Annotated in this window: 23 protein-coding genes; 2 read left to right on the top strand and 21 right to left on the bottom strand. The window is 58.2% G+C overall.

The genetic code is table 11. The features are described 5' to 3' along the window. Positions 1–80: 80 nt before the first annotated feature. The 8 genes from HZS54_RS11255 to HZS54_RS11220 form a co-directional block, all read right to left on the bottom strand. Positions 81–1,178 carry an SPL family radical SAM protein gene (locus tag HZS54_RS11255; RefSeq protein WP_179922614.1) on the bottom strand — a complete coding sequence of 366 codons (1,098 nt, stop codon included), beginning with the start codon at positions 1,176–1,178 and terminating at the stop codon, positions 81–83. A 417-nt stretch (positions 1,179–1,595) separates the two neighbouring features. Further along, positions 1,596–4,316 (bottom strand): oligosaccharyl transferase, archaeosortase A system-associated, encoded by a 2,721-nt coding sequence (locus HZS54_RS11250; protein WP_179922613.1) that lies wholly within the window; start codon positions 4,314–4,316, stop codon positions 1,596–1,598. Between the two features lie 36 nt (positions 4,317–4,352). After that, the gene (locus HZS54_RS11245; protein ID WP_179922612.1) at positions 4,353–4,682 is read right to left on the bottom strand and encodes a hypothetical protein; all 330 of its coding nucleotides are present in this window, start codon (positions 4,680–4,682) and stop codon (positions 4,353–4,355) included. Positions 4,683–4,737: 55 nt separating this feature from the next. Next, a complete protein-coding gene (locus HZS54_RS11240) occupies positions 4,738–5,055 on the bottom strand; it encodes a hypothetical protein (protein WP_179922611.1) in 318 nt (105 codons plus the stop codon). Positions 5,056–5,110: 55 nt separating this feature from the next. After that, the gene (locus tag HZS54_RS11235) at positions 5,111–5,899 is read right to left on the bottom strand and encodes a GIY-YIG domain-containing protein (RefSeq protein ID WP_179922610.1); all 789 of its coding nucleotides are present in this window, start codon (positions 5,897–5,899) and stop codon (positions 5,111–5,113) included. 6 nt (positions 5,900–5,905) lie between these two features. Next, the gene (locus HZS54_RS11230) at positions 5,906–6,187 is read right to left on the bottom strand and encodes a hypothetical protein (RefSeq protein WP_179922609.1); all 282 of its coding nucleotides are present in this window, start codon (positions 6,185–6,187) and stop codon (positions 5,906–5,908) included. Beyond that, a complete protein-coding gene (locus HZS54_RS11225) occupies positions 6,184–6,582 on the bottom strand; it encodes a hypothetical protein (RefSeq protein WP_179922608.1) in 399 nt (132 codons plus the stop codon). Before HZS54_RS11225 ends, HZS54_RS11230 begins: the two co-directional genes overlap by 4 nt. 10 nt (positions 6,583–6,592) lie before the next feature. Next, positions 6,593–7,441 (bottom strand): hypothetical protein, encoded by an 849-nt coding sequence (locus tag HZS54_RS11220; RefSeq protein WP_179922607.1) that lies wholly within the window; start codon positions 7,439–7,441, stop codon positions 6,593–6,595. A 369-nt stretch (positions 7,442–7,810) separates the two neighbouring features. Between HZS54_RS11220 and HZS54_RS11215 the strand changes: the two genes are divergently transcribed. Next, a complete protein-coding gene (locus HZS54_RS11215; RefSeq protein WP_179922606.1) occupies positions 7,811–8,167 on the top strand; it encodes a hypothetical protein in 357 nt (118 codons plus the stop codon). A 3-nt stretch (positions 8,168–8,170) separates the two neighbouring features. On the opposite strand, the gene HZS54_RS11210 is transcribed toward HZS54_RS11215, so the two are convergent. The 3 genes from HZS54_RS11210 to HZS54_RS11200 all read right to left on the bottom strand — a co-directional run bounded on the left by HZS54_RS11210 (position 8,171) and on the right by HZS54_RS11200 (position 11,448). Beyond that, a complete protein-coding gene (locus tag HZS54_RS11210; RefSeq protein WP_179922605.1) occupies positions 8,171–9,145 on the bottom strand; it encodes a CPBP family intramembrane glutamic endopeptidase in 975 nt (324 codons plus the stop codon). A 98-nt stretch (positions 9,146–9,243) separates the two neighbouring features. Then, entirely contained in the window at positions 9,244–11,076 is a 1,833-nt protein-coding gene (locus tag HZS54_RS11205; protein ID WP_179922604.1) for a zinc finger domain-containing protein, read from the bottom strand. 6 nt (positions 11,077–11,082) lie between these two features. Then, positions 11,083–11,448: a hypothetical protein gene (locus HZS54_RS11200; protein ID WP_179922603.1), complete on the bottom strand. Its 366-nt coding sequence runs from the start codon at positions 11,446–11,448 to the stop codon at positions 11,083–11,085. Positions 11,449–11,591: 143 nt separating this feature from the next. Here HZS54_RS11200 and HZS54_RS11195 point away from each other — a divergent pair, with 143 nt between their 5' ends. After that, positions 11,592–11,876, top strand: a complete 285-nt coding sequence (locus HZS54_RS11195; protein WP_179922602.1) for a phage repressor protein — start codon at positions 11,592–11,594, stop codon at positions 11,874–11,876. Between the two features lie 13 nt (positions 11,877–11,889). On the opposite strand, the gene HZS54_RS11190 is transcribed toward HZS54_RS11195, so the two are convergent. The 10 genes from HZS54_RS11190 to HZS54_RS11145 form a co-directional block, all read right to left on the bottom strand. Then, on the bottom strand, positions 11,890–12,321 hold the full coding sequence (locus HZS54_RS11190) for a dual specificity protein phosphatase family protein (protein WP_179922601.1): 432 nt from the start codon (positions 12,319–12,321) through the stop codon (positions 11,890–11,892). A gap of 57 nt (positions 12,322–12,378) precedes the next feature. Further along, a complete protein-coding gene (locus HZS54_RS11185) occupies positions 12,379–12,705 on the bottom strand; it encodes a hypothetical protein (protein ID WP_179922600.1) in 327 nt (108 codons plus the stop codon). After that, on the bottom strand, positions 12,702–13,037 hold the full coding sequence (locus HZS54_RS11180; RefSeq protein WP_179922599.1) for a GNAT family N-acetyltransferase: 336 nt from the start codon (positions 13,035–13,037) through the stop codon (positions 12,702–12,704). Before HZS54_RS11180 ends, HZS54_RS11185 begins: the two co-directional genes overlap by 4 nt. Continuing rightward, positions 13,034–13,414: a hypothetical protein gene (locus HZS54_RS11175; protein ID WP_179922598.1), complete on the bottom strand. Its 381-nt coding sequence runs from the start codon at positions 13,412–13,414 to the stop codon at positions 13,034–13,036. Before HZS54_RS11175 ends, HZS54_RS11180 begins: the two co-directional genes overlap by 4 nt. A gap of 9 nt (positions 13,415–13,423) precedes the next feature. Beyond that, a complete protein-coding gene (locus tag HZS54_RS11170; protein ID WP_179922597.1) occupies positions 13,424–13,888 on the bottom strand; it encodes a hypothetical protein in 465 nt (154 codons plus the stop codon). A 69-nt stretch (positions 13,889–13,957) separates the two neighbouring features. After that, on the bottom strand, positions 13,958–14,956 hold the full coding sequence (locus HZS54_RS11165; protein ID WP_179922596.1) for a hypothetical protein: 999 nt from the start codon (positions 14,954–14,956) through the stop codon (positions 13,958–13,960). After that, on the bottom strand, positions 14,953–15,360 hold the full coding sequence (locus HZS54_RS11160) for a hypothetical protein (RefSeq protein WP_179922595.1): 408 nt from the start codon (positions 15,358–15,360) through the stop codon (positions 14,953–14,955). The genes HZS54_RS11165 and HZS54_RS11160 overlap by 4 nt, the downstream gene beginning before the upstream one ends. Before the next feature lie 119 nt (positions 15,361–15,479). Continuing rightward, positions 15,480–18,845, bottom strand: a complete 3,366-nt coding sequence (locus HZS54_RS11155; protein ID WP_179922594.1) for a vWA domain-containing protein — start codon at positions 18,843–18,845, stop codon at positions 15,480–15,482. Positions 18,846–19,362: 517 nt separating this feature from the next. Continuing rightward, positions 19,363–21,177 carry an AAA family ATPase gene (locus tag HZS54_RS11150; RefSeq protein WP_179922593.1) on the bottom strand — a complete coding sequence of 605 codons (1,815 nt, stop codon included), beginning with the start codon at positions 21,175–21,177 and terminating at the stop codon, positions 19,363–19,365. Continuing rightward, complete coding sequence (locus HZS54_RS11145; RefSeq protein WP_179922592.1) at positions 21,177–22,583, bottom strand: hypothetical protein; 1,407 nt, start codon at positions 22,581–22,583, stop codon at positions 21,177–21,179. The genes HZS54_RS11150 and HZS54_RS11145 overlap by 1 nt, the downstream gene beginning before the upstream one ends. Positions 22,584–22,606: the final 23 nt, after the last annotated feature.

The following is a 22,606-nucleotide window of genomic DNA, read 5'->3' as shown; positions in this document are numbered from 1 at the left end:
CATCTCCTCTCTTTCGAGAGACTCTCCACCACCCAACGGAGGATATAAATAACTCTCTATGACCCGATTTACTCTCTATCTTACCCGAGAGTCTGCTGAACGGGTGGTAGGGTCGGCATCGGATCGGATGGCGTTTCTCGGTTTGCGAACTCTTCCGGTGGTTGTCGATCGCGCCACTTCTGCAACCACTGTTGCCGTTTGTCACTTACCTGCTTTACCAGTGCCTTGTCAGGCCACAGATGTACTGGGAGTCCCATCTCGTCTCCAAGTTCTTGCACCCAGCGATAGTGATTACATGCGTATTCTGCCCACGCAGACGGGGATTGTATTTCGGTGAGGGCTTTTGCCAACTCTATTTCACCGGCCTTCTCTGCTGCGGCGACGGTGAGCTCGAAGTTGTCGCCCCGTGGATTGATGGGTTCGTGGAATATCACCGATGGATTGAGTTCGTCTAAACGCTTCATCAGCGCCCGGAGGTCACTCTTGTCCTGTGTTGGATAGGTAGGGCTCATGCTCACGTATGTCTGGACTCCGGCCTCGTTCAGGCGCTTCAGCCCTTGAATTCGAGCTTCTACTGGTGGTGCGTTCCGTTCGATTGCGGTGACTTCCCCGTTGTTGAGAGAGTTGATGGATGCCCCGACCGTCAGCTTGTTTCCTGCGTTCGCGAGTGCGTCTTCTCCTCGCAACGTTACTCGACCCGCTGGATCACGTCGAATCGGGTGAGTGGCAGCGTTCATCGGCGCTCGTGTGAGTACTCGAACATGGTGGCCGCGATCGGTGAGAATCCGAACTGCCTGAGTAGCAAGTTCAGCAGCGGTCGAATCCATGTAGGCATCTGTGTGGAAGCTGATTCCGACGGTACCGAGGCCCTTGTCGGTCTCTTTCCATTTTCGCTTTCGATCGACTGTGCCCGGTAGTTCAGCAGGGATTTGCGTCCGGTAGAGGACATAGTCACCCCACTCTTCTTGGCTGTCTTCTACACCGACCTCCTCTTTCAACATCTCTTGCCGGGCTCGAATGTTCGGCGTTCCCGGCACGTAACACCAGACGCAGCCGTGCCTACATCCAGTCCCGATATTGAGCACGTAGTCACAGAGGTACTTCTCGTGAAGATCGGACTTGGATAACAGCGTCTTGGTTGGGTCTTTCGTCTGTCTGAGCTCTCTTTCTTTATCCATATCAGTTCCTCTCCTGATCGGCGGGTAAAAACTGATTCACCGAGTTCCTATTCCACCTGGAGTGGTGGAGCGCCTACGTTCTCCTCAAGCCAGCTGATGATGGTTTCACAGATACTTGGCTCGTCTGGCGTTGTGTTCACCCATTTGCCCCCAGTGTACTTGACCCGGTAGTAGCGCACTGGTTCCCGGTGGTCGTTGGCGAATTCGATTGTCAACCGGAGACTCAGTTCGCAACGGCGTGCCGGTTGGAGAGTGATGTCCGTGACTGTTGCGCCGTTTTCGGTTTTCCCGATCGGCGTTGAGAGCCATTGGGGTCGGTGCGGCAGACTTGGAGCTACACTGGAGCGTGCCATGAGTTGTCGTGGCTACTTTCGTAGCTTTGTAGGCGATTCCCATAAGCTTTGGTCGTGGCCCGAACTACGACCCTTCTACCTGGACTGTGGTACTGATCGTTTCCTCGCCGAGGACCGCTCCTTCTGGAATCCCGATTCTGACTACATCGGATGTGGGGTCACTGACTGTCGTTATCCGGTAGGGGCCTTCTGCGCGGATCGAGGTGTTCGTATATCCATCTTCGGTTGTGTACTGGCTATATCCTGTCGTTGCGTAGGGGACTACCAGATCGAATGTTCCGTTTTCGTTCGCTGTCGCGTACTGGGTGTAGGTGAACGTTTTTCCGGTCGTGGTGATCCTAAGTTCGACACTGGCCTTTACAGTCGTGTTTTCAGGTGCTTCTCCTTGGATGGTTGCACCGGGAACCCGCTCGAAGGTCTTTACAGCAGATGTCTCGCCAGATTTAACCTCTGAGTGTTCTGCTGCGATCGATTCTGGATGCTCTGCTACTGTCCCCTCACTCGCGTGAACAAGACGGAAATGCTGGAGTGCATCGATTTGTTGTGGCGATTCACCATAGAGACCGCCGTGTAATGCGGAGTTTCCACTACTGGGGTTCGATGCAGCAATGGCGTTTTCATACTCCTCTATGTCGATATTGTCGGAGGTTACTGTATCTCTGGAAGAGAGGTCGCCTTTGCCGTGGATCACGAACGAAGACTGTGTGGTCGCACTTCCGTGGAATTGGTATAGTCGAGTCCTTAGACTCTCGTAACTCCGCTCTGTCTGAAGAGTACGGACGAAACTTCCGGTATTCGCGTCTTGCAGAGTTATCCCAAGCTGATCCGGTTGAATGTCGTATTCACCCTCGGATGCTGCGGGGGAAGTAAACGACCGGAGATCACCGCTTCCCCACGGTTGACCAAGGACGACATATCGGACACCGCTACCTTCGCCCAATTTCGAGTCGAGTATGTCTATTGCTGTATCTTCTGACGGAGCTAAAAGGACATCTGCAGCAACGGTGCTATGCTGTTGGTGAGGGTTTGAGACGGGCACTCGCCTTGTTTCAACGGTTAGTCGATGCCCGATCCCCCACCGACTTAGAATCCCATACTGACCTTCTTGATAGGTGTAGTCGTCAACTGCTGGGAACTCTCCGTTGTAGTCGAGCTGGTTGGATGACTCTACACCATAAGAACCGAATTCAGGAGTCTCAGATTCGATCCAGTCGAAGGATTGCGTCCATCCGTTGTGGCTGGATGGCGAGGTGTAGCTATCTGCGGCTACGATCGGTGCGCCTGAGAGAACCAGTGGGATCAGTACCAGAATAGCAACCCCTGTTGCTGCTATCTTCGACTTGAGTTCTGGAGTTGTGATGTCTCGTGAAACCAGCAACTTCTGGGAGTACTGGTGGAGGCTGTAGATGGAGTACGCAGTCAAGACGGCAACGGCGATTACGAGATAGTAGTCGAACCGAGGCTGGGTAATGGTCGCAGATGTCATAAACAGCGTGAAAATGACGAATAGGAGGCGTGCTGGGGTGCCTGATTCATTATAGAACACTTCACCAACCATCAGAACCCAACCGACGATAGCCGCGATAAGTGCGAAGCCGTAGGTGATGAACCCGAATCTGAACGGGTTGGAGAGGGTATCCGCTTCTGCGATTTGTGTTCCCCTCTCGTGACCTATGAACCAGAATACGCGACTGCTGTTCTGAATGAAGAAGTCGATAATGCTGGGTTTCACTAATGCGAGGATCGCCAATACGGAACATGAACCGGCCCCGAGAGCCAATAGGTAGCCCACCTTACGAATCGGACAGGTGCCGAATTTTTGTGCGGTATAGCCGAGGAAGAGACACCCGATACCGACTGAAATCGGCATCAGTACTTGGATGAAGCTCAACGTTGTCACCGAGAGCGAGGCGGTCGGAGCGAATGGTAAGGTTGCGATCCCGCTGGTTAACATCATCGCTGCACCGGCAACTGAAAGCGGAACTGGGTCATTCTCCTTTAGATACTCGGTGATGATAGCGGCTGCAAGGAATACACTCAAGATCGCGATGTATAGTAATCCTGGGGGCCAAATTACGAGGTAGACCGCATTTGCTATGCCTGCGAAGAGGCTCCAAGTTATCGGTGAGTTGAGCGCCGATGTTTTGAATTGGGTTAGCCCAAGCCCGATTTCAGTAGCTGCTTTAGTGAACCTCACACAGCAAAGGAGAGAGATGGAGACTAACACAGTCTCTGCGATGTGGTGGTCAATGAATCCGACCATCGAGTGCGAGAGGAAGAGGCCGGGTGTGAGGGCTAATAACCCGACAGCGGTTAAGCCACCCCAGCGGTTCGTGATCGCTTTACTGAGATAGTATACTGAAATGCCGGCAGCGACAGCAAGTATAGGGGGGGTGAATGCAAGAACGGAATTGATAGTTGATATCGACGGGTTCCCCCCACCGATGACGAGCGCCACTGTCGCCAGGATTTGATCAAAGAGGGTCCCGAACTGACCTACTTGATTTCCCGCATCGAAACCGGTGTACGGGTCAAAGTTGAGTGTCTCTGGGTAGTTCTCGACAGTATAGACGGTAGCTCGTTGATGATACCAGCCGTCTGCAGATTGAAATACAACTGTGCCGTCTGCTCGGATGACGTTCGTGTAGTTTCGAACACGGTTGGCGAAGATGAATCCCAGCAAACCGACCATCACGATCGCGTGGGCGACGGATTCCCAGCTGGCGTTCACGATAGTGTGGTAGGTATCATGTAGAGAGGGGACGTTGGATGTATTCAACTCCATAGATTGGTGGCTTGAACAGGTGGTCTTCGATGTTAGTTACTGGTATCGGTTGAACAGCTCGAAGAAAATCTCGGGTGGGTCGTTGTCGTCTGGGGCTTGCATCCCAACAACGTGGCCGATTCGTGTCCCGATCTGGAATGTGCCGAGATAGAAGATAAACAGCAGGATCGGGATGGCTCGAACGATATCGAGGTCGATCGCTGTCGCTAGGACCGTCGTGATAATGAAGAATCCGCCGATGAAAGCTCGGGGGATCGGTCCTAACTCGAATTCGCTTGCCGCCCACTGGACACCAAACCCGATCATAGAGGCTGTGAAGAGACTACCGACTACCAGTGCGATAAGGAAACTGATCGTTCCTATCATAAGCGTACTTCGGCATTCATCTTACGGAGATATAAGAATTGGGGGCTAAGCCGTCCTACTGCTCAAACGGCACGAGGAAGTCCGGTGCTTGACTAAGGTCTACCGCAGTGAGCAGGAGAGCTGATGACGCCACGAACAGAATGCCGATAGCCCCCGCGAGTACTAACGGGTGGAGGTTGGTATCTGCGTGCCGCTCGATCGCATCCTGGACTTTGGGAAAGACCAGTAGGCCGGCGAGAACCATGAAAACACCACTTCCGATAGAGTACGTGAATAGCCCTATTCCGTTGATCACGAGGAGGATACCGAGTAGGTATTGGAAGTACGGTTTCACGCTTTCGGCCCTACTGAGGAGTTCCTGTTTTACTGCCATTAGCAGTTCGTAACAGTTCGAGGATTATAATTCTGCGTGATAGAACCAGTAGAGACTAATTGGAGTGTTCTTCGGGCATGACTGGGTCTGTGTCTTTGATATGAGGTTCGACCCTTTGAATGATATCGTCAGAGTAGAAGGAAGAGACGTGCTGAATGTTCCAGAGTCCAGTTTTCGCGATCTCTGCGCGGGGAGAGTGATATCCAAGCCAGTCGTCTTTCTTCAGGTCTGGACTTGTCCGACGTGCGTGTGAAACCAGCGCGATCAGGTTCTTCTCGAGCATCGCACGTTCACAGTCTGGCCCTGGTTCACCGGGGATGTCGATGACCAGATACGGGAGTGTGCGAATGTACTCGGATACACGCTGTTCAAGCTCGTGTTCTTGAGTTCTGATTTCGGATGTTGAGATGCCGTCTGGTAAGTTCCGGTGGGGAACACCCCAGTGAGGATACTCGTCATGGAGGCCCTCTCGTTCGATGAAAGCACGACCGACATGTTTGCGGAAAATACTCCCACGGTGGTTACCCCCCATTTCACCATAGTCGCTGTTCACAGTACCTCGGTGAGCCCGTAGCCTGTCCCACATCGTACTTGTACTCCCGCTACTGTCACCGACCGTGCCGATCCTCGTAATTGTCCACTCCTCAACTGGGTCTACGAGTGGTTCGGTATCGTGGCTGAAGAACACGTAGATACCGCGCTCGGGCCAATCATCGGACCCGTCGGCATCTGAGAGGTAGAACGGACCTCCAGCTTCGTCGCGAAGGACACCGAGTTTCTGGTGAAACTCTTGAAGTTTCGTCGGTCGCGACGGATTCGAGATCGTAGACAGCAGTACGACCATTGTTCGTTATCCGACTATCGGAGATGGCCGCCGATGGTTACGCATATACTCACGCGCTTCTGCCTTGATGCTCGGCAGGTCTTCTGCACGCCCGACGACGGAATTACATCCGGCTACAATCCACTCGCCGTTGCCGCTTTCGTACTCAAGATGGAGTACTGTGTCTGTATGTATGTTCTTCCATCCGAACGGTCCGTCGTCGAGGGTCACGTGGTCAGGGTACTGTTCGGGTAGTTCGTCGACGCTGATGGTCGTCCAATGTTCAAGAGGGTTGTCTTGGTCTGTCATTCTGAGTCCTCCTTGTCGGCATCCGTGTCCGATGCTTTAGCCGCCTGAATGTGCTGTTCGCATACTTGCGCCCACCGTTGATAGTGGTTCCGTAGGTTCGATTGCGCGGTTTCTGCTCGTCTCGCAGCTGGCAGAGAAGTTGGGTCTTGAACCATCCTCTGGTTCTTGTTGATCGGGACGTCGAGAAGATTATCTCGTCTGCTGAGCCCGAGTTTTCGAAGTTCACTCTTCAACTGGGCCTCTGTCGTCCTGATCTTCTTCGCGAACGCTAGAAGAGTTCGTTTGTGTTCAGTTCTTTCGAGGTCGCGGAGTTCTTGCTTGTTGTAGGGACTGATCGGCGTTTCGTCTGGATGTGGCACTCCTCTGTTCGGAGCGGTATATTCGGAATCGTCCATGTTAGGGCCTCTATTGTTCTGGCGTGTGGCTTGTCGCGATCTTCGGGTCGATGAACCGCCGTGCCCGAGCGGGGACTTCTAGCCCTTCGTCGACAGGGAGGAAGATCCCATCCTGTTGAGCGAGCACGAACGCTGCAAGAGCCTCGTGCTTACACGAAACCCGATAGGGCTTGTTCTGCTTGAACGGCCCTTGGCAGACCAACCCCGACGACCACGGGATGAAGAGGTAGTTTGAGCCGTTCGGATACTTGCCCATCAGTAGGGGTGCGGGCAATTCGATACCATAGTCAGTCGGTATCTTCAGGTCCGCATTACCACGGGAAGCGAACTGTTGTTCTTTGTAGACGTAGGCGCTGTCCACGCCGTACTGGTTTGCGGCAGTCTTCTCGTCACGGTCATTCGGGATGACCAGGACCCCAACGAAGCTTGTCTTTTCTCGCCCCTGGCCGTGGAGTGCTTCAGCCTGTGACGGCCACCGATGGTTGGTTTCGATCAGCTCCCCGATGTTGTCCTTTTTGAATATCGGGTACAGGTTCTTCCACGGCATGAGGTTGTACCACTTTTCTCGGTTCTCGCGCTCGTTCTCAACCTTCGTATCGGGATTACTCGCTGCGCGAGCGTTACGGAGTTGCTGTTCCAAGTACGCAGGCGCATCCTCGATAACCGAATCAGATTCGTACTCCTCGAAGTATTCCTTTTCAGAGGCCCATTGCCGTTTGATTGTCCGCTCTGCGTACAGGATGGCGAGGGGCTTATCGTGAGATTTTGACCACCACGGGTCGTCGTCACCCGGCCCTGCTCGGTAGTGGCTGTATTCGTTCAGGAGCTGTCGGCTAGAATCGGGCATCCCTGCGGTCATCAGGTCTACCCGCAACTTGTGTTCGATCGGTTCGATGGCTGATGGTTCAGTAGCTGGGTCGTGTTCGTATTGCCTGTCTTCCGGGGAAAGTGCTCCCGGAGGCAACCGAAGCGCCGGTAGGTTGGAACTGGATTGGATTTCTCTTACTGACATAGGTGAATGTGTTTCTCTGGAGCGGTGTTGGCCTCTATCGGTCTACAAGGCTCGAACAGTCTGACAGTGAGAGGCTTCACTCACTACCACATCTTCCATCATCCACCGAGATGTAAAAACAGTCTCTCATCCACACGAACGGTGGATTAGTGGGCTTTCTTCCCCCAACCTTACCAACATCGTTATAACGCATCGGCCCCAATTACTTGGTAAGACATGGAGGGGAAACCTGCTCCGCCAGAGGTCCTGGCAGAATACGTTGTTGAGGCACTCGACCGGCAGACGCCCGAGAAACTCGAAGCGGTCGAGGAGTACGCTCGCGAACTACGCGCCTACAAGCGAGAGGTTCAAGAACGCGATATGGGCGAGGACGATGTCGTTGATGACCCTGACGTAGTTGACGTAGATGAGACAGAGGGTGAAGGGTACATCGTTAAGAAATGGCAGAAATGTGGTGCAGACTGCGAGTGTAATGACGGGAAGGGGCACGGCCCGTACAAGTGGCGGGTGACGCCTGACGGGAACGGCGGGCAGAATTGGAAGTGTCTCGGTCCGGTTTCTGATGGGGGTTGAAGACTACGCCATTCCAGCGACTTCGATGTAGAGGAGGCCGAACAGTACTGCGTTGTAGAGTCCGTGACTGAGACTCGGAATCACGATGTTCTCGGTGTGGGCGTAGATCTTCCCCAGCACCAGCGATAGCATGAACACGGTCGTGACGGTGATAGTCGCGTTCGCGGCCGTACTTGTGAGGTACGCCGGGAAGTGAACTAGGGCGAAGATGAGGCTCGTCAGTACGACCGCATGGCTCTTGGAGAACTTCGAGTATAGTGATTTCTGGATGACGCCCCGATAGATGAGCTCCTCTGTCGGCCCGATCACGAGAATGGCTATCGGAATCATCAACAGCAAGAACTCAGGGGAGATTCCACCACTCTCAGCTGTAGCCAACTCGTATATCTGATGTTCGGCGGCGGTGATGTCGAATAATCGGAAAACCTGTTCCAGCCCTGTTGCGGCGATTAACAGCACGACGGTCCCTAGTGCGCCGATGCCGACCGCTTTTGTCGATGGGATTTTGATGTCGAGGAAGTTGGGAGTCTTGTCGGAGTACCGGAAGTAGAGCCACATGATTGAGCCAGTTCCGGCGATGAGGCTTACGTTGCTAAGCATCATCTCGACTTGTGCTGGAACGTCGCCGGTGATCCCGTAGTAGATTCCACCGAAGATACCAGTCCAGAGTCCAACAAGGATTATCGTTCCGAACCCGATACCGAACGCTGCAAGCACCGTGTGGTACCTGCTTCGCTCACTGAACGGCGTCGTATCTTCTTCCGGCGTTCCGGTGTCTCCCCCTTCTCCTTCGTCTTCCAGTACATCCTGCGTCTGTTTCGGTGAGAAGTCCGTGCCGTTGCAGACAGGGCAGGTTGGGTCTACACGCCGCTTCTTCAGGGTGAAGCAGTATGCGATATAGACCACACCGGGGATGATGGCCGCGAGCAGTAGAATAGCCGCGATGAGCCAATCGACCCCGTGCCCTTCGGGGTTCACATTTTGCTTACAGTTATTGCAGTACTTCAGCCTCATCGGTCTGTCTGTGATTTGTTGCTTGGTGTCTGATTATTCTATCGGTGACGCGCTCAGTCGGGCTACAGGAAGTCGTCCAAGCTGGTCTCACTTGTCGAGCGCGTATCCGAGGTTGAGGCCGGGGCCGCTTTCTGGTGCGTGTTTTTGCCCGTCAACTCGTCGATGATTCGTTCGGGCAGGTCTATTGACCGAGGCTCCGACGTGAATCGGTCTTCGATGTCCGCCTTCAGTCGTTTGCGCTCAAGCAGTCCCCACTCCCGGTCGAACGCGCTCGAAGAGAGCTCGTCCAACAGTCCTGAGACTATCTCTGGATCGGCATCCAGATAGGACGGGGACTTACTGTTACAGTCTCCAGAGTGCTTCGCAGCAGCGATGTCCAACCGGTCCTGGTGAACATCGTCGGCCGTGATTCGATGGTCTCTACCGCTTGGCGGAATCGGCGTGCCGTCCTCGGTCACACAGCCGGTTCCTGCTGCCGCACCGCATTCAGGACAGGCGACGTACGCTGCTGGATGGTGGAAGAAGGAGTTGCCACAGTGAACGCAGAACTCGCTGTCTGCTGTCGGTTCAAACGCTGACCGTCGGTGTTTACTCGTGATTCCCGGCGCTCCGTGCGGGTGCTGGTGGAGCCGGTCGACCTCGCCGTCACCGAGCCCGACGATCTCCAGATTCTCGTGAGGTTTCTTGTCGACGGCGACGACCCGGTCGTGCGAGACGGCTGGATGCTCGAGAATACTCACACCGGCGCGATGATAGTCGTAGTCGTTGCCCGACATCAACGTCGCCGTCCGCCCGATCTGGACGACTCGACCACCGTCGCCACGCACGAGGTCGGTGAGACTCCGCTTCAGTGCCGTGTCGATATGTGTCACGTCCGACCCGCCACTCGCCTCTTCCTGTGGCGTGCGGATGTTCCGCTGGAACGCCGAATGCGGAATATCGAGTACGATCACATCGAAGACGCCGGTTCCGAACCGAGCGTCGATGTTCCACGGCGTCTCGACTACGTCAGCCGCCGCAGGATCGTCCGGCGAGTTGATGTCCACGCAGTCGTAGCGGCATGTCGTGTACCGACTACCAGATAGCGAGACGCGGGGCTCGTCCTCGAAGATATGTAGGACACGGTCGCCGGGACGCACCCACTCTCCGACAGCGCCGGCGAGCACGTCCTCGAAGCTGGTGTCGTTGGCAGCTTGTTTGTACCGCATCTCGATGCTGTTCCCGCCGTTCCCGCCAGTGGAGATGTCGCCAGCGTCGATCTCGTTTGCACCGGCGTTCTGCGTGACCGTTTCCGTGACCGCGACCGGCGACACCTGCTGGGTCGGGCTGGTCGGCTTGCGGGCCGCGACACCGAGGTAGTCATTCTGCGAACCGAGTTTGTTGAACAACCCGACGCTCATCGTCTGGTAGCCAAAGTTTCGGGGCATTGCGGCCGTCGAGTATCCGAACTGGATGAACACGCCGCCCGGCGCGAGGAGCTGGTCGAACAACGCCTTCACCTTCCGGCTGTAGAAGTAGAACTCCTCGTCAGAGATGTCCAGCCCGTACTTCGAGCGGGCTTGGTTCGGGGTGTAGGGCGGGTCGTAGACGATCGCGTCGAACGACTCGGTCTCCACGTGGTCAGGTAGGTCACGGAAATCGATGTGGAGGTCGGCGTCCGCCTCCTCGTCGACGTCCACCCGGAGGACTTCACCGTCGACGCTGAGTGATGCAACTCCGGCGCAGGGGTTGAGGATTCGCTCGGCGTCCTCCAGGTGCGACTCGGTCCAGTGCCTGAGCTTGTCCGATTGGAACGTTGATCCCTCCGTCGTATCGGTCCAGAAGGTGACCGATGGGACCGACCGGGATTGTCGCTGACGCTGGCCGTCCTCAAGTGCGTCTGATCGTGTCGACATGGTAGTTCAGAACCCTCCTAAGGTCGTCTGCTGCTCGACGTAGACGGCTACCACGAGGGTCGAATCGTCGAGTGGGATCTGCTCGTCGACGACGCAGAAGATTTCCGACGCGCTCTCGGCAGCATCCGCAAGTACAGTCTCGAGCGACTCTGTACTCGCAGGACTCCACTTCGTATGGTAGTGCCGACAGGGTTCGTCTCGCGCACTGAACTTGTCCTGTACCGTCGGCGTTCGTTTCCCACGCCGGTCGCCGATGTTCCAGTACTGGAAGGTACAGTCGGAATGCGGGCACGGAAGCCGAGCTCCCGACTTGATAGTCTGAACGGGTGTTCCCGAAACCTCATCGGGGATGTCCGCGACCACTTCTTTCATACTCATTCTCCTACCCAAATCGGGAGGTAGAAACCCACTTCTTCAGAGATAGTCTTGTTCGTCCTGCAAATAGCGAGGGTTCCTATCGTGGTGCTGAAGGAATGCCTAAGATATATTTGTCTAATCATCGGTAATGTAAATACATGGTTGACGAGGATCTCCGCAAAATGGCGGATTGGACGACTCGGGCCGACGATCGAATAATGGAGTGGCTTCGAGACAATGGATATCATCCGCCTTCAGCCATCACGGAACAGTTGAATGATATCGGTGAAGGAATCGACTTTTCACGGCAGTATATTACGAGACGGTGTAATGAACTCCATGATCGCGGATTGCTGGATAAGAACTACCAGAATTATTCTTTAAGCTCTGATGGGAGGAAGTACCTAGATGGTGAATTGGATCTCTCCCGATTATGTGACTGACTTCTATATCGTTTCAATCCGAGTTCTCCTCGACGAATCGGATTGCACTTTCCCATACTCGAGGCTCAGGATTCGTCTTTGGATGGAGTTCCTCGATCTCCTCTAAGGCGTTTTCGGCTGTCTTTCCCTCTGTCACAGCGTGGGCAGTACAGCAGATCGTCGGACTTCGAGAGACACCAGCTTGGCAGTGGACGAGAACCGATTCTCCGCGCTCCAGACTGTCGATTACGTGGTTGGCAGCTGCGGCAAAGTCCTCGTAGTCGTGTGGACCGTCTCGGAACTTGTGTCGGTTGCCAGTCGTTGAAGCATCAGGGACGGTATTCCCGAAGATATCCATGTAGCCGAGGGTGACGACCTCGTCGAACTGGTTGTCGGCTGGAAGGTCTTGAACAGTTTCTGCGTCAGTGACGTACAGGTTCGGTCTGAGTTCTGTGATTCCGTCCATAGTTTTCTTGGGTAGTGTGCCGGTTTTGGTCGCTCTGGTTGTTATTCGGTCGGGTGGCTATTCATCGGGAAGGATATCGTTGAGACGGGCGTCCTCCCACCATGCTAATCCGAGTGGTGCGAAGGAACAGTGGAAGCAGTACACGCTATTCCTGGGGATGATGGAATCAGGATGTAGGAATACGTTCGACCCGCATTGCGGACAGCCCCACCCTGAACGGATGACTTTCATATCGTTGACTTCGGCTGTGTGTTCCTCGGGAAAGAGCTTCTCTGGTACGTTGTCCCGGTCGAGACAACTGTTCGCGACTTGCCCGCTCGCTTCGATCGGGACTGGCGGGTCGGTGTCGTAGTCGTCCTCGAAGTCGGGTTTCGTTTGGCTCATAGCGATTTCGAGAGGTAGAGACCATCTTCTTCATGAGCGGTTTCAGTGAACCCCAACTCACGCGCGATATGCTCGAACGCCGGCGAGATTACAACCGAGGTTTCCACGCTGACGGCTCCGTTTGCCTTCGCCCGTTGGACGAAGGCTTCGGTTGCGGCCTTCCCGTATCCGCTCCCACGGTACTCTTCCATAATCTCGATGTGCCCGATGATGTGATTACGGTCTCCGAACGGTTCGATGTACCCGATCGGCGTGTCCCCGTGGAAGATAGTGAATTCAGAGCCCAACCGGATTGAGGAATTGGCATTGGGGGTATTGCTGTCCGTGCTCATTTTCGGTGATACCACACCTCTCGCTCCTCGGCGTCAGGCGGATAGATGCCGACCTCTGGGAGATCCTCACGACGGGCGAGCCCGACTTTCGTAGTCCCATTCCGCCAGTTTTCGAGAGTGAACTGGTCGATGGTCGGGTCCACGTAGACAGTCCCGTCATCGTGGTCGATATCGGAGATTTCGCTGGCGGGAACCATCACGACATAGTGCGTGATATGCTGTTCGCCCAGTGCCCGTTCGCGGGCTTCCGCGGGAATATCCGCCCGCCGGCAGAGTTCAGCGAGCGCCTTCGAGATTGGCTCGCAGTTGTGAATCGGAGTGTCTTCTCGCTCTCGAGCTCGGTATCCGAGGTCGCGCAGATGATCTGAAGTGGTCATCGGCTCTTGCTACAGGGGACGTCCACACTCTGAACACCGATTGACGTCGGCGACGATCGTGATGTCCTCAGGGTTGCCGTGTAGTTGCTTCCACTTGTTGTTCCCCCATCGATTCTTCCCGGTGCGAGCGTTCATCCAGTGCTTCCCCCATTCGGCCTTCGGGCGTGTCATCCCAATCTTGTTGGGAACGTTTCGAGAGACGACGATTTTGAATACGGGATCACTCATCGAGTGGACGTGATCGGACCCGAGAAAAATCTTGAAGTAACACTCCTCGCCGCTTTTCGAGGTCGCTACCACCGTCTTGGTGACCTCGTACACGTTGTCTTCCGAATGGAAGTCAGGAACCGGACAGTCCTCCAGGTGGACCCTGAGATGCTGGCCTCGCCGCAGTTCCAGCAGCTGCTTGATGAACCGACCGGCGGCCTTCTCCTTGGTATGCGGACTTTGGCTTGTAGGCGACTGAACACTCATATTCAGATTTCCCTCAACCAAAACGGGGCATACAAACTGGGGTCCACTGAACAGAAATCGGCTATCGTACTACTCTACTTGACCGGCCGTAATCGACTCGCCCGGCGAATCTGAAAGTAGGTCGTTCGCTGCGGTGATGGCCGCCGCCGGCGTCTCGAACTCGTGGATTTTCCCCTGCTCGACTACTAACGAATCCGAGATTGATTCGAGGGTCGGGAGGTTGTAGCATGACCTCATGTGTGCTGGCTGGTCCTCGTCGTTGCTCTTGATCGAGAGTTTGTCGTCGTGGAGTGAGAGCCGCAGCGTATCATCGTCAATCTGCGTCGGTCCATCTGCGGTCCAAGTCACGCTTCGGGGAGAGAGCTTGTGGAGCGACCAGTCAGTGGTCGGCTCGGTCTCCACATATCGGCCGAACGGTCCCGGATTGTGGTGGAGGTGGAGTAGGAGTTCGATGATAGCCTCTTCCGCTGTCTCAGCTCTTGTTTTCGTCCCGGAGCCGTACCCGTAGTCGCCGTCGTTCTCTCCAACGTTGTGTCCACGAACAGAGATTAGGTCGTCTTTCGAGTCAACGCTCTTGCGCTGGATCTGGTCTCCGTTCTCGAAGCCGACGACCGTCGAAACCCGGCGGTGGTACTTGCCGTCCTTGTTCGCGCCCCGATTGTTCAGGTAAACCTCCATCCCGCAGAGAGCGCCACCTTCGCCCCAGCGGTAGTCGTAGGCGTCCCCGGATGTCGCGTAGATGACGCGCTCGCTATTTGAGACCGCAAGTTCCCATTGCCCGATCTCGAACGGGAGTGCCGGGACTCCGTCTGGAAGGTCCTTCGTCGTGTGCCGTCGCGAATCCGGCTCTATTGTGTTCGAAATGGCGAGGTCCTGAGCCGCTGCCGGGAGTCGATCTTCTGAGGCTTTGGTGAGAACCTCGTAGAGTTCAGTAAGCGGACTCGTATTGCTGGAAGTGCTTTCTGTCTGGGTCGGGGTTGATTGGTTCTGTTGTTCGCCTGCCGTGTCACTACTCTCGGCCTGGAAAGCGTCGAGCGACTGTTGGTTCGGACTGTCTGTTTCGGTCATCGTAGGTTCATTACCGTCTTCTGGTGGTCTGGCAACTCGTCGTAGATGAGCTTCCCGTAGAGGGTTTGAAGCGCATAGTACACGTCGTGGTCGAATCGCTCGTGCAGCGTCATGTCTTCCAGTAGATCCCCGTCCCCACCGTGCGTGGGGATATCGAGTCCGTCCCGAAGTTGCGTCAGGTCGGAGAGATGCTCGAGGACCTCTGAAAGCGCCATTCCCATCCCTGTCCCCACGACTTCGTGAGTCGCGACGTGTCTCGCGAGGGCCTCCATATCGGGGGCGTCGTTCTGCTCTCCGATTTCCGTCGTCACCTCGGCTAACTCAACAACCCGTTCACGGGGGTCGTCGATCTCTACGACGGTTCGCAGCCGTTCTCTCTGTTTGTCGGTGATGTTGTACGTCATTGGACACCAGTAGCGGCAGAATCGCCCTCACACGACTTCGTGAGGGGATTCCTCTCCACTACTTATCCTCCTCACCTCAGCCGGAGGACAAAAACAGACCCCGGCAGAGGGTCTGTGACTCAGTACGCCCCGAGGAGCGAAGCCAGCTGGTCGATTCTGTCTTCGAGCTTCGAGGGGTCGTACACCGTCGTCGTTTGGTCGTAGGTCTTCTCCAGCCGCTCAGCCTTGGCGGGCGGATTCCCGAACTCACAGTCGGTGGCGATGGTGAGCGAACACACCGGCGCGTACGACGCCTTGATCTGGGTTTCGACATCTTCGACGTCGGCCGGCTTGTCGTCGGTGATGGTGATGATCAGTGACTCCTTGGCGTCGGCGTCGGCGACTGTCCGGGCCAGCGACAGCGCATCCGAGAGCGGCGTGCCGCCGGCGTTGTCCGTGTTCAGGATGGATTGCTGGGCGAACTCCGCCTCGACCGACGGTGGCTTGACGTATCGGGCCTCCTCGTCGTAGAAGTCGATGATCGCCACGTCAATGTCCAGGTCCTCACACGCGACCGCGAACCGGGCGACGGCACTCGTCGCGACGTCGATCTTTGCGGGACCAGTTGACCGATTCGCGTAGTAGCCCGGCCCCATCGAGGAGGACCGGTCCAGCACGAACACGACGAAATACTCCTTCTCCTCGCCGGGCAGCGTCTCCGAGAACGTCCGAGGGTCGTTGTGGTTCAGCCGGTAGGCCGTCTTGGTGTTGACCTGCGTCCCGGAGGAGAGCCCGTTTCGCGCGCTCGTCTGCTGGTCGAGTCGGAGTTCTTTCGCCAGCGTGTCCGCAACCGTACCTGCCGACCGTTCGATCGCCTGCCAGTCCTCGCTCAACTCGCCGTCCTCGGGATCGGGCAGGATGGTGAGCTCGTCGACCGACCCCGGTCCCGCGCCGTCGCCGCCGCCGTCGTCGCCGTCCGGTGCCGTCTCTGCTTCGTCCCCGAGCGCCGATTCGAGCGATTGGAGGTCTTCTTCGAGACCCTGTTCGTCGATGGTACTCTCCTCGGCCGTTCTGGTGGCCCGCTGGCGGTCCCCCGCGAAGTCCTCGGGCTCTAGGTCGGCCCCGGCGTGGGCCGGGCCGTCCGGGGTGTCCTCGTCGCGACCAGCCGTGGCGTTGTCGCTGTCGCCGTCGTTCTGGTCAGCTGCCTCGCTTCCGGTTGCCGATGCCGAGTCCGTTTCACCCCCAGCCTCGGTATTGCTGGAGGGTGTCGTCTCGGTGGCCGACTCGCTGCTGTCATCGGCGGTCGTGTCGGTGTCGTTGAGCGTACTGGCTGCATCCGGCTGTGAATCGCCGTCCGTGGCCGTCGGCGTGTCCGGCCCGCTCGACCCGCCGCTGGGATCGAAGTCCATCCCATCCTCGTCGTTGTCCTGCCCGTCGCCGCTCGGCGTGTCAGGATGGTCCGTGTCCGGTTGGTCGCTATCCGCGGTCGAGTCCCCCGGCTCGGTAGCGCCATCGCTGTCAGCGCCGTCTGCGGCCGGCTCGGTGTCGGGTGCGTTGTCGGCCGTGTCGTCACCAGCCACGTCGTCCTTCCCGGCCCCAGTCTCGTCGGTGTCGTCGCTGTCGTCGGTCGTGAAGTCCCCGAAGGTTGCCTGTTGGTTCTCGTCGTCTGCCCCACTCTGGTCGGTGTGGGACGCGAGGTCGGACGTGGCTGCACTCGATGCCGTGGATGTCGTTTCCGGGTCCGCCTGTTCGTCGCCACGCTCCGAGTCGGCCTCGGCCTGTCCCTTACTGGCACTGGTACTACCGTCGTCGCCGGTATCGCTTCCCGGCGTCTCGCTGGACTCGTCACCGATGGCTCCAGGGGCCGTCCCATCGGCGGTGGTATCGTCGCTGTTGGGCGGCTCGCCGGGACTACTGGAGGGCTCGGCTCCATCACTACCGGGGTCGGTGTCCGGCTCCCCGTCTGGACCCGCCTCGGGTGCGTCCGCAGGGGGAGTGTCCGAGCCTGTCTCGGCCTCGTCCCCGGTCGGCCCGTCGTCGGCGGTAGTCTCCTGGGTGTCGTCGGCGTCGGTGTCCGGGCTCCCCGAGACCGGGCGCAGATTGCTGTCGTCGACGTCCGCGGGGTCAGGCTCGTCATCGACGGATGGGTGCTCGCCGACGCTCTGGAGCGGGTTGTCGTAGTTTTCTGTCTCAAGCGAGAGGTCTTCTGGGTCGACCGTTCCGTCCGGTGACGGGCTGCTGTTGCTGTCGCCGGCGTCGGCCTGTGGGCTGTCCGTCCCGGCGTCTTCGAGCTGGTCGTCGAGGTCGTCCGTATCGCCATGCTGTTGCCCGTAGTGAACGCGCCGGCCGTGGTCGGAGTCGAACGACTCGTCACACTCGGGACAGTCAAACTCGTCGTCTTCGGCTGGGTCCGATCGGTCGGACTGGCTGGCCTCGCCGGTGTCCGGCGTCTCGTCGTCGGGGGCTTGCTGATCGCCCGGCGTCGACTCACCGCCTTGCTGGGGCTGTTCCTGTCCGGTGCCTTGCTGGGGCTCCTGTCGGTGGTCCGACCCCTGCTGTTGGCCCGACGCACCCTGTTGGGCCGGGGGGTGGCCGTTTTCGATGAGTGGCTTCAACACGTCCTGCCAGAACGCGACGATCCGCTTTGCCCGCTGGAGAGACGCCTCCCGGTCATCGTCGTACAGCCGGTCGCTCCGGTCGCTCCGCAGTGCGAGGAGGTCGTCCCGCAGCGACTCGATTTCGGGGTGAACCTCAACGAAGGCCTCTCGTCCGTCGGCGCTCTGGAACCCCACGCGACTATCCGAGTCATCCAACAGTGCCTCGGTCACGCCCGTCGGGAAGATAATCTCGTCGTGGAGCGCCTTCAGGAGCGCATCTCCGAACGAGAATGCACGCTTCTCGGAAGGCAGGTCTGCGACGGTCTGGGAGTGCATCTCCCGGACGAGCGTCAGCCGATTCCCGGCTTTCTCTGTGAAATCGTCGCCGGTCTGGGCTTCGTGTTCGATCGCGCCGTCCTCACCGATGTTGATGAGTTCGTGAACGAACTCCTGGTATTGGTCCTCGACCTCATCCTCGACGAGCGTCTGGACAGCGCCGAACGACGTTTTCAGGATGTGCAAGGTCTCGTGGAACGCGAGCCCAAATTGGTGGGCGGTGTCGGCGGTCAGTTGGTCCGAGAGACAGATCGCACTCGTATCGGCCTCGCGGCCCGTGACCAGCACGAGGTAGTCGCCGTTGACGCGCTCGACCAGCTGTTTGGCCTGCTGTCTGTCGAAGTCGGTCTCCTCGCCATCCAGCAGCGCCTCGGCTGTGGCCGGGAGAACCGCCGCCGTCGAGACCTGTTCGGTGATGACGACATCGACCTCGGCGGCCAGCTGGGACGGCAGCAGTCCTTCGATGTACTGCTTGAGGCTTGCTGCTCGTTGCCGAGAGGTCCGCACCTGTGCGGCTTCGGGTGGCGTGAGGTCGGCGGCTGTCGCCGCCGTGTCGTGTACTCGTTGACTCATTGATTTGGTGATGTGGTTACCGGGTGGTGTTGCCGTGGGACGGCCGTCGCGACCGCGTTCCCGGCGGGGCCTGTGCGTACTGGACGGCTCCAGGCTGGTCTTCACAGGCCGGGCAGAACTTCGACCCCGGCGGTCGTGCTTCACCACACTCCGCGCACGTGAGGTCCCCCGCTTCCGCTGGAGACACCTCCGCTGCACTCTCCTGAGACATCTTCTACTCAAACCGAGAGATACAAACCCACTCTGCGGACCTCCAGCCGAACACTACAGTCAGAAGTAGCTCCCGAGGTCCGCTTGCTCGTCCTCGGCTCTCGTGACCGACTGTGCCGCGCCGAAGACTGCGATCAGCGTCTGCTTGAGTGTGGCCATCGAGTACGAACGCCGGGCGTCTTCACCGCATTCGAGTACCGCCTTGTCCTCGGCGTGGACAGTCGCCTGCTCGTGGAACGCAATCTTGATCGGGGCATAAAACCACTCTACCGAGAGTGTCGGATGTGAAGGTGCCGACTCGCGCTGCCTACAGCACCTCTCCCAACGAGTCGAAGGCGTCACCGGGATGCTGGTTCGGCTCTGCGACCATCCGCAGGACGTTCTTCGTCGCGGCCTTTGGAGAGGCTCCATCCGCAATGTGCTCACACACGATGGTGAGATTCCGCGTTGAGAGCGTCGGCCAGTTGGTGAACTGGTCTTTGCGGGTTCGGTGGGCGAACTCGACGATCTTCTCTAACGTCTGTTCGTCGACGACGGTGCGGCCCGTGTTCACCTGCTGGGCCAGCGCCCGGACCTCGTCCTCAACGGTGTCGGGATACCCCTGCCAGAACGACCGGAACCGGCCGCGAGTCGCGGAGTTCATCGGCTCGCTGTCCCGGTACTCCCGCGTCGGCGGATTCATCGTGATGACGAGCCGCGCCTGTGGGTGGGGTTCGATCTCCTGGCCGTGGCTTTTGATGACGATCTTGTTCTCGTTGAGTAGCTGGTGGAGGCTCATCGCGGCCCCAGCCTGCATGACGGGGAACTCGTTGAGCACGATGACGTCACCGTTGAGGAGGCCCTGCTTGACCTCGGCGTTCTTCGGTTCGAGCTTCCCGTCTTCGTCGGGGGCGATCGGGCCGAACAAATCCTGGGGCATCGTCGCTTTGTCCACGTCCAAGGACCTGTAGCCCCGGTTTGTCTTGTAGCAGAGGTACTTCATCAAGTAGTTCTTCCCAGACCCACGCGGGCCGACGATCCGCACTGGGACGTTCCGACCGAGCTTCTTCGCGACCAGTTCGTCGATGGGCATCTGGAGGTCCCGTTCGAGGGGCACGGTCGGTGGGACGACCGCCCCATCCTCGTCGGTCGGCAGCGCCGAATGGCCGGCGTCGGGGTGTGTGTCCGGTTTCGGCACGAGGTCGTACCCGATGTCGTCCAGCACCGGGAAGCCGGTGTTCACGGGGTCGTCGGCGTTGAACCCGATATCTGAGACGTAGTTGGCTTCGGGGTCGCCGGGATCGAGACTCGAATCCACAACTGCCAGCGGCTCGCCGACGGTCTCGGTCTGTTCCTCGACCTCGCGAACGACGGCCCCGGCGTGCCCGAGTTCGCTTTTCCGGGCTTCGTGGCGCTGGATCTGTGTGGCAGCGATCTCGTTTCCAGCGGGGATGGACTGCTGGGCCTCGCTGATGAACTGCTGGACCTCCCGCTCGTCGTAGATGTGGACATCGCTTTCGACCTGCCGTTGGGCCTGTTTCACCTTCGCGGCAAGGAGTGTGGCCGACTGCGTGTTCGCCTCGACTGCCTGGGGGTCGGCCTGCACGAGGTCCCGCTTCGTGACGATGCCCTCATCTTGCAGGGCCGTGATCTCCGAATCCGTCAGCCCGGTGAGCTGGTCGAAGTCGGCGGGCTCGGCCTGGGTGTCCAGTTCGTCGTTGATCGCGTCGGCGACGGTGCTTGGGTCCGCTTCCGCGAGGGCCTCGAAGGATTCGTATCCACCATCGTGTAGCGCCGTTTCGATCGTCGCGTCGACGCCGTCCATCGTCACGAAGTCCGCGCCGGTGTGGTCCAGATCCCCGAAACGCTCTCCGATGACCGGTGGCTCCGGGCCGACCGGGTCGACGCTCTGGATCTGCTTCTCGTTGTGCTGGTCCCGAGAGATGGTGTAAATCCCGGCGGTCTCACCGGTGTCGATGAGGTCGCGGGCATCCTCTTGGGTCAGATCCGCGACGTCGCTGACCGAGTAGAGGATGGTCGACAGCGCGACTGCACCGCCGTTCTCCCGAATCTTCCGGTAGACGAAGTGACTGAGGACCTGCTGGTCGCTGGCGGGCGGGCTGTTCTGCTCGGCGCTGGACATCAGTTCTCACCCCCACTGTCGGGAAGCCGCTGTTGCACACGTTGTTCGATCTGCTGTGCCTCCGTCGCATCGATTCGGTTCTCCGTGACGCCAGTCAGGTCCATCACGTCTTCGAGGGATTCGGCGAGCGTCGTCTGCTCCGCATCGAGGGCCACGTCCTCGTCATCGTCCTGGTCGGCCTCGAGTCGGAACTGCTCTTTCGCCGTCGTGATCATCGTCGCCGGATGGCGAAGAATCTCGCCGGCGAGTTCCTGGTACTCGCGGTAGGTTTTTCCGGCTCGATTGCCGTCGAAATTGTCCAGAATCGCGAGCTTGAGGCTCAGTTGCAGGTTCCACAGCGTCGGTTGGTCCGATGGCTTGGCCAGCGCCGTCGCGCGGTCGGCGGCGGCTTCGACGTAGTCGTCGTTCCCGACACCGATGTAGCCGTAGAAGTCTTCGACGCTGAACGGCAGGTCCGAGAAGTCGATGGCGACCAGTCGGGCGCGTTTGATCTCCTGGTTGACCGTCTCACAGAGGTCATCGAGCGTCGAGAGAACGCGCTCGTGCCAGTCGATGGCGTCTTCCATCAGGTTGCCCGTGTGCTTCCGTGCGAGGTCTGCCTCGGGGTGGGGCAGGGGAATCATCGTATCGACCTCGGGAATGTAGATGACAGGCGTCACGGAGAGTTTCTGGTGGCCACGGAAGTCGTACTTCAGCTGGTCGCCGTAGTAGATGGTGGTCGGCTCCGAGTTGTCGATGTCGCCCTCATCGAAGTCCTCGCCGGCGGCGATGGTGAGTTCGCCGTTCTGCAGGTCGATGTCGGTATCGTCAGCGGGGTCGATCGCGTAGGCCTTCGAGGGATAGATGGTCGTGAGCGTGACCGAACCGCCCCAGTCGTAGTGCCGAATCCACCCGAAGGCGTTCTCTGCGCCGTGTTTCTGACAGGCGGCGATCTTCCGCTTGAAGAACTCCCGCATATCGCCCGGCGAGTAGCGACTGGAGGCGATCTGCCACCGGAACTTCACATCGAAGCCCAGCGTGCGAAGGGCGAGTCGCCGCCGGTCGATGATGTCCTTGTGGGTGCCGACGCCGATGAGCGGCTCGGGGTCGGCCTGCTGGACCATCGTTTTGAGGTCCATCCCCGTGCGCTGTTCGAGGGCGGCGACGTCCAGACCGTGGACGTTCCGAATCGCATCGAGGTTGACGTCGACGGTCCCGTCGTCACTGGGAGCGACGAATTCGTTATCGGCCCAGAGGTCGCCCTCACCGGCGTGTGGGAGCACCGACAGCGCGGTCTTGAACGATTGTTTGCCGTCCTGGACATATCGCCGGCCCCGAGCGTTGATGGTGTCCGGGTACTCGGCATCGGCGGCGTCGTTGACGCCGAGGAACGGGACTGTGCCGTTCTGTTCGACGAGGTCGGTCACACTCACGATACTGGCTGCCGTTT

The sequence above is a fragment of the Halosimplex pelagicum genome (genome assembly GCF_013415905.1).
Taxonomy (GTDB): Archaea; Halobacteriota; Halobacteria; order Halobacteriales; family Haloarculaceae; genus Halosimplex; species Halosimplex pelagicum.
The sequence above is the reverse complement of the archived record's forward strand: the minus strand, read 5'-3'. Positions and strand labels throughout refer to the sequence as shown.

What these genes read in the sequence shown, in the direction of transcription:
- HZS54_RS11255 (WP_179922614.1), bottom strand. Translation starts at nt 1,178, where the DNA reads ATGGATAAAGAAAGAGAGCTCAGACAGACGAAAGACCCAACCAAGACG.
- HZS54_RS11250 (WP_179922613.1), bottom strand. Translation starts at nt 4,316, where the DNA reads ATGGAGTTGAATACATCCAACGTCCCCTCTCTACATGATACCTACCAC.
- HZS54_RS11245 (WP_179922612.1), bottom strand. Translation starts at nt 4,682, where the DNA reads ATGATAGGAACGATCAGTTTCCTTATCGCACTGGTAGTCGGTAGTCTC.
- HZS54_RS11240 (WP_179922611.1), bottom strand. Translation starts at nt 5,055, where the DNA reads ATGGCAGTAAAACAGGAACTCCTCAGTAGGGCCGAAAGCGTGAAACCG.
- HZS54_RS11235 (WP_179922610.1), bottom strand. Translation starts at nt 5,899, where the DNA reads ATGGTCGTACTGCTGTCTACGATCTCGAATCCGTCGCGACCGACGAAA.
- HZS54_RS11230 (WP_179922609.1), bottom strand. Translation starts at nt 6,187, where the DNA reads ATGACAGACCAAGACAACCCTCTTGAACATTGGACGACCATCAGCGTC.
- HZS54_RS11225 (WP_179922608.1), bottom strand. Translation starts at nt 6,582, where the DNA reads ATGGACGATTCCGAATATACCGCTCCGAACAGAGGAGTGCCACATCCA.
- HZS54_RS11220 (WP_179922607.1), bottom strand. Translation starts at nt 7,441, where the DNA reads ATGACCGCAGGGATGCCCGATTCTAGCCGACAGCTCCTGAACGAATAC.
- HZS54_RS11215 (WP_179922606.1), top strand. Translation starts at nt 7,811, where the DNA reads ATGGAGGGGAAACCTGCTCCGCCAGAGGTCCTGGCAGAATACGTTGTT.
- HZS54_RS11205 (WP_179922604.1), bottom strand. Translation starts at nt 11,076, where the DNA reads ATGTCGACACGATCAGACGCACTTGAGGACGGCCAGCGTCAGCGACAA.
- HZS54_RS11200 (WP_179922603.1), bottom strand. Translation starts at nt 11,448, where the DNA reads ATGAAAGAAGTGGTCGCGGACATCCCCGATGAGGTTTCGGGAACACCC.
- HZS54_RS11195 (WP_179922602.1), top strand. Translation starts at nt 11,592, where the DNA reads ATGGTTGACGAGGATCTCCGCAAAATGGCGGATTGGACGACTCGGGCC.
- HZS54_RS11190 (WP_179922601.1), bottom strand. Translation starts at nt 12,321, where the DNA reads ATGGACGGAATCACAGAACTCAGACCGAACCTGTACGTCACTGACGCA.
- HZS54_RS11185 (WP_179922600.1), bottom strand. Translation starts at nt 12,705, where the DNA reads ATGAGCCAAACGAAACCCGACTTCGAGGACGACTACGACACCGACCCG.
- HZS54_RS11180 (WP_179922599.1), bottom strand. Translation starts at nt 13,037, where the DNA reads ATGAGCACGGACAGCAATACCCCCAATGCCAATTCCTCAATCCGGTTG.
- HZS54_RS11175 (WP_179922598.1), bottom strand. Translation starts at nt 13,414, where the DNA reads ATGACCACTTCAGATCATCTGCGCGACCTCGGATACCGAGCTCGAGAG.
- HZS54_RS11170 (WP_179922597.1), bottom strand. Translation starts at nt 13,888, where the DNA reads ATGAGTGTTCAGTCGCCTACAAGCCAAAGTCCGCATACCAAGGAGAAG.
- HZS54_RS11165 (WP_179922596.1), bottom strand. Translation starts at nt 14,956, where the DNA reads ATGACCGAAACAGACAGTCCGAACCAACAGTCGCTCGACGCTTTCCAG.
- HZS54_RS11160 (WP_179922595.1), bottom strand. Translation starts at nt 15,360, where the DNA reads ATGACGTACAACATCACCGACAAACAGAGAGAACGGCTGCGAACCGTC.
- HZS54_RS11155 (WP_179922594.1), bottom strand. Translation starts at nt 18,845, where the DNA reads ATGAGTCAACGAGTACACGACACGGCGGCGACAGCCGCCGACCTCACG.
- HZS54_RS11150 (WP_179922593.1), bottom strand. Translation starts at nt 21,177, where the DNA reads ATGTCCAGCGCCGAGCAGAACAGCCCGCCCGCCAGCGACCAGCAGGTC.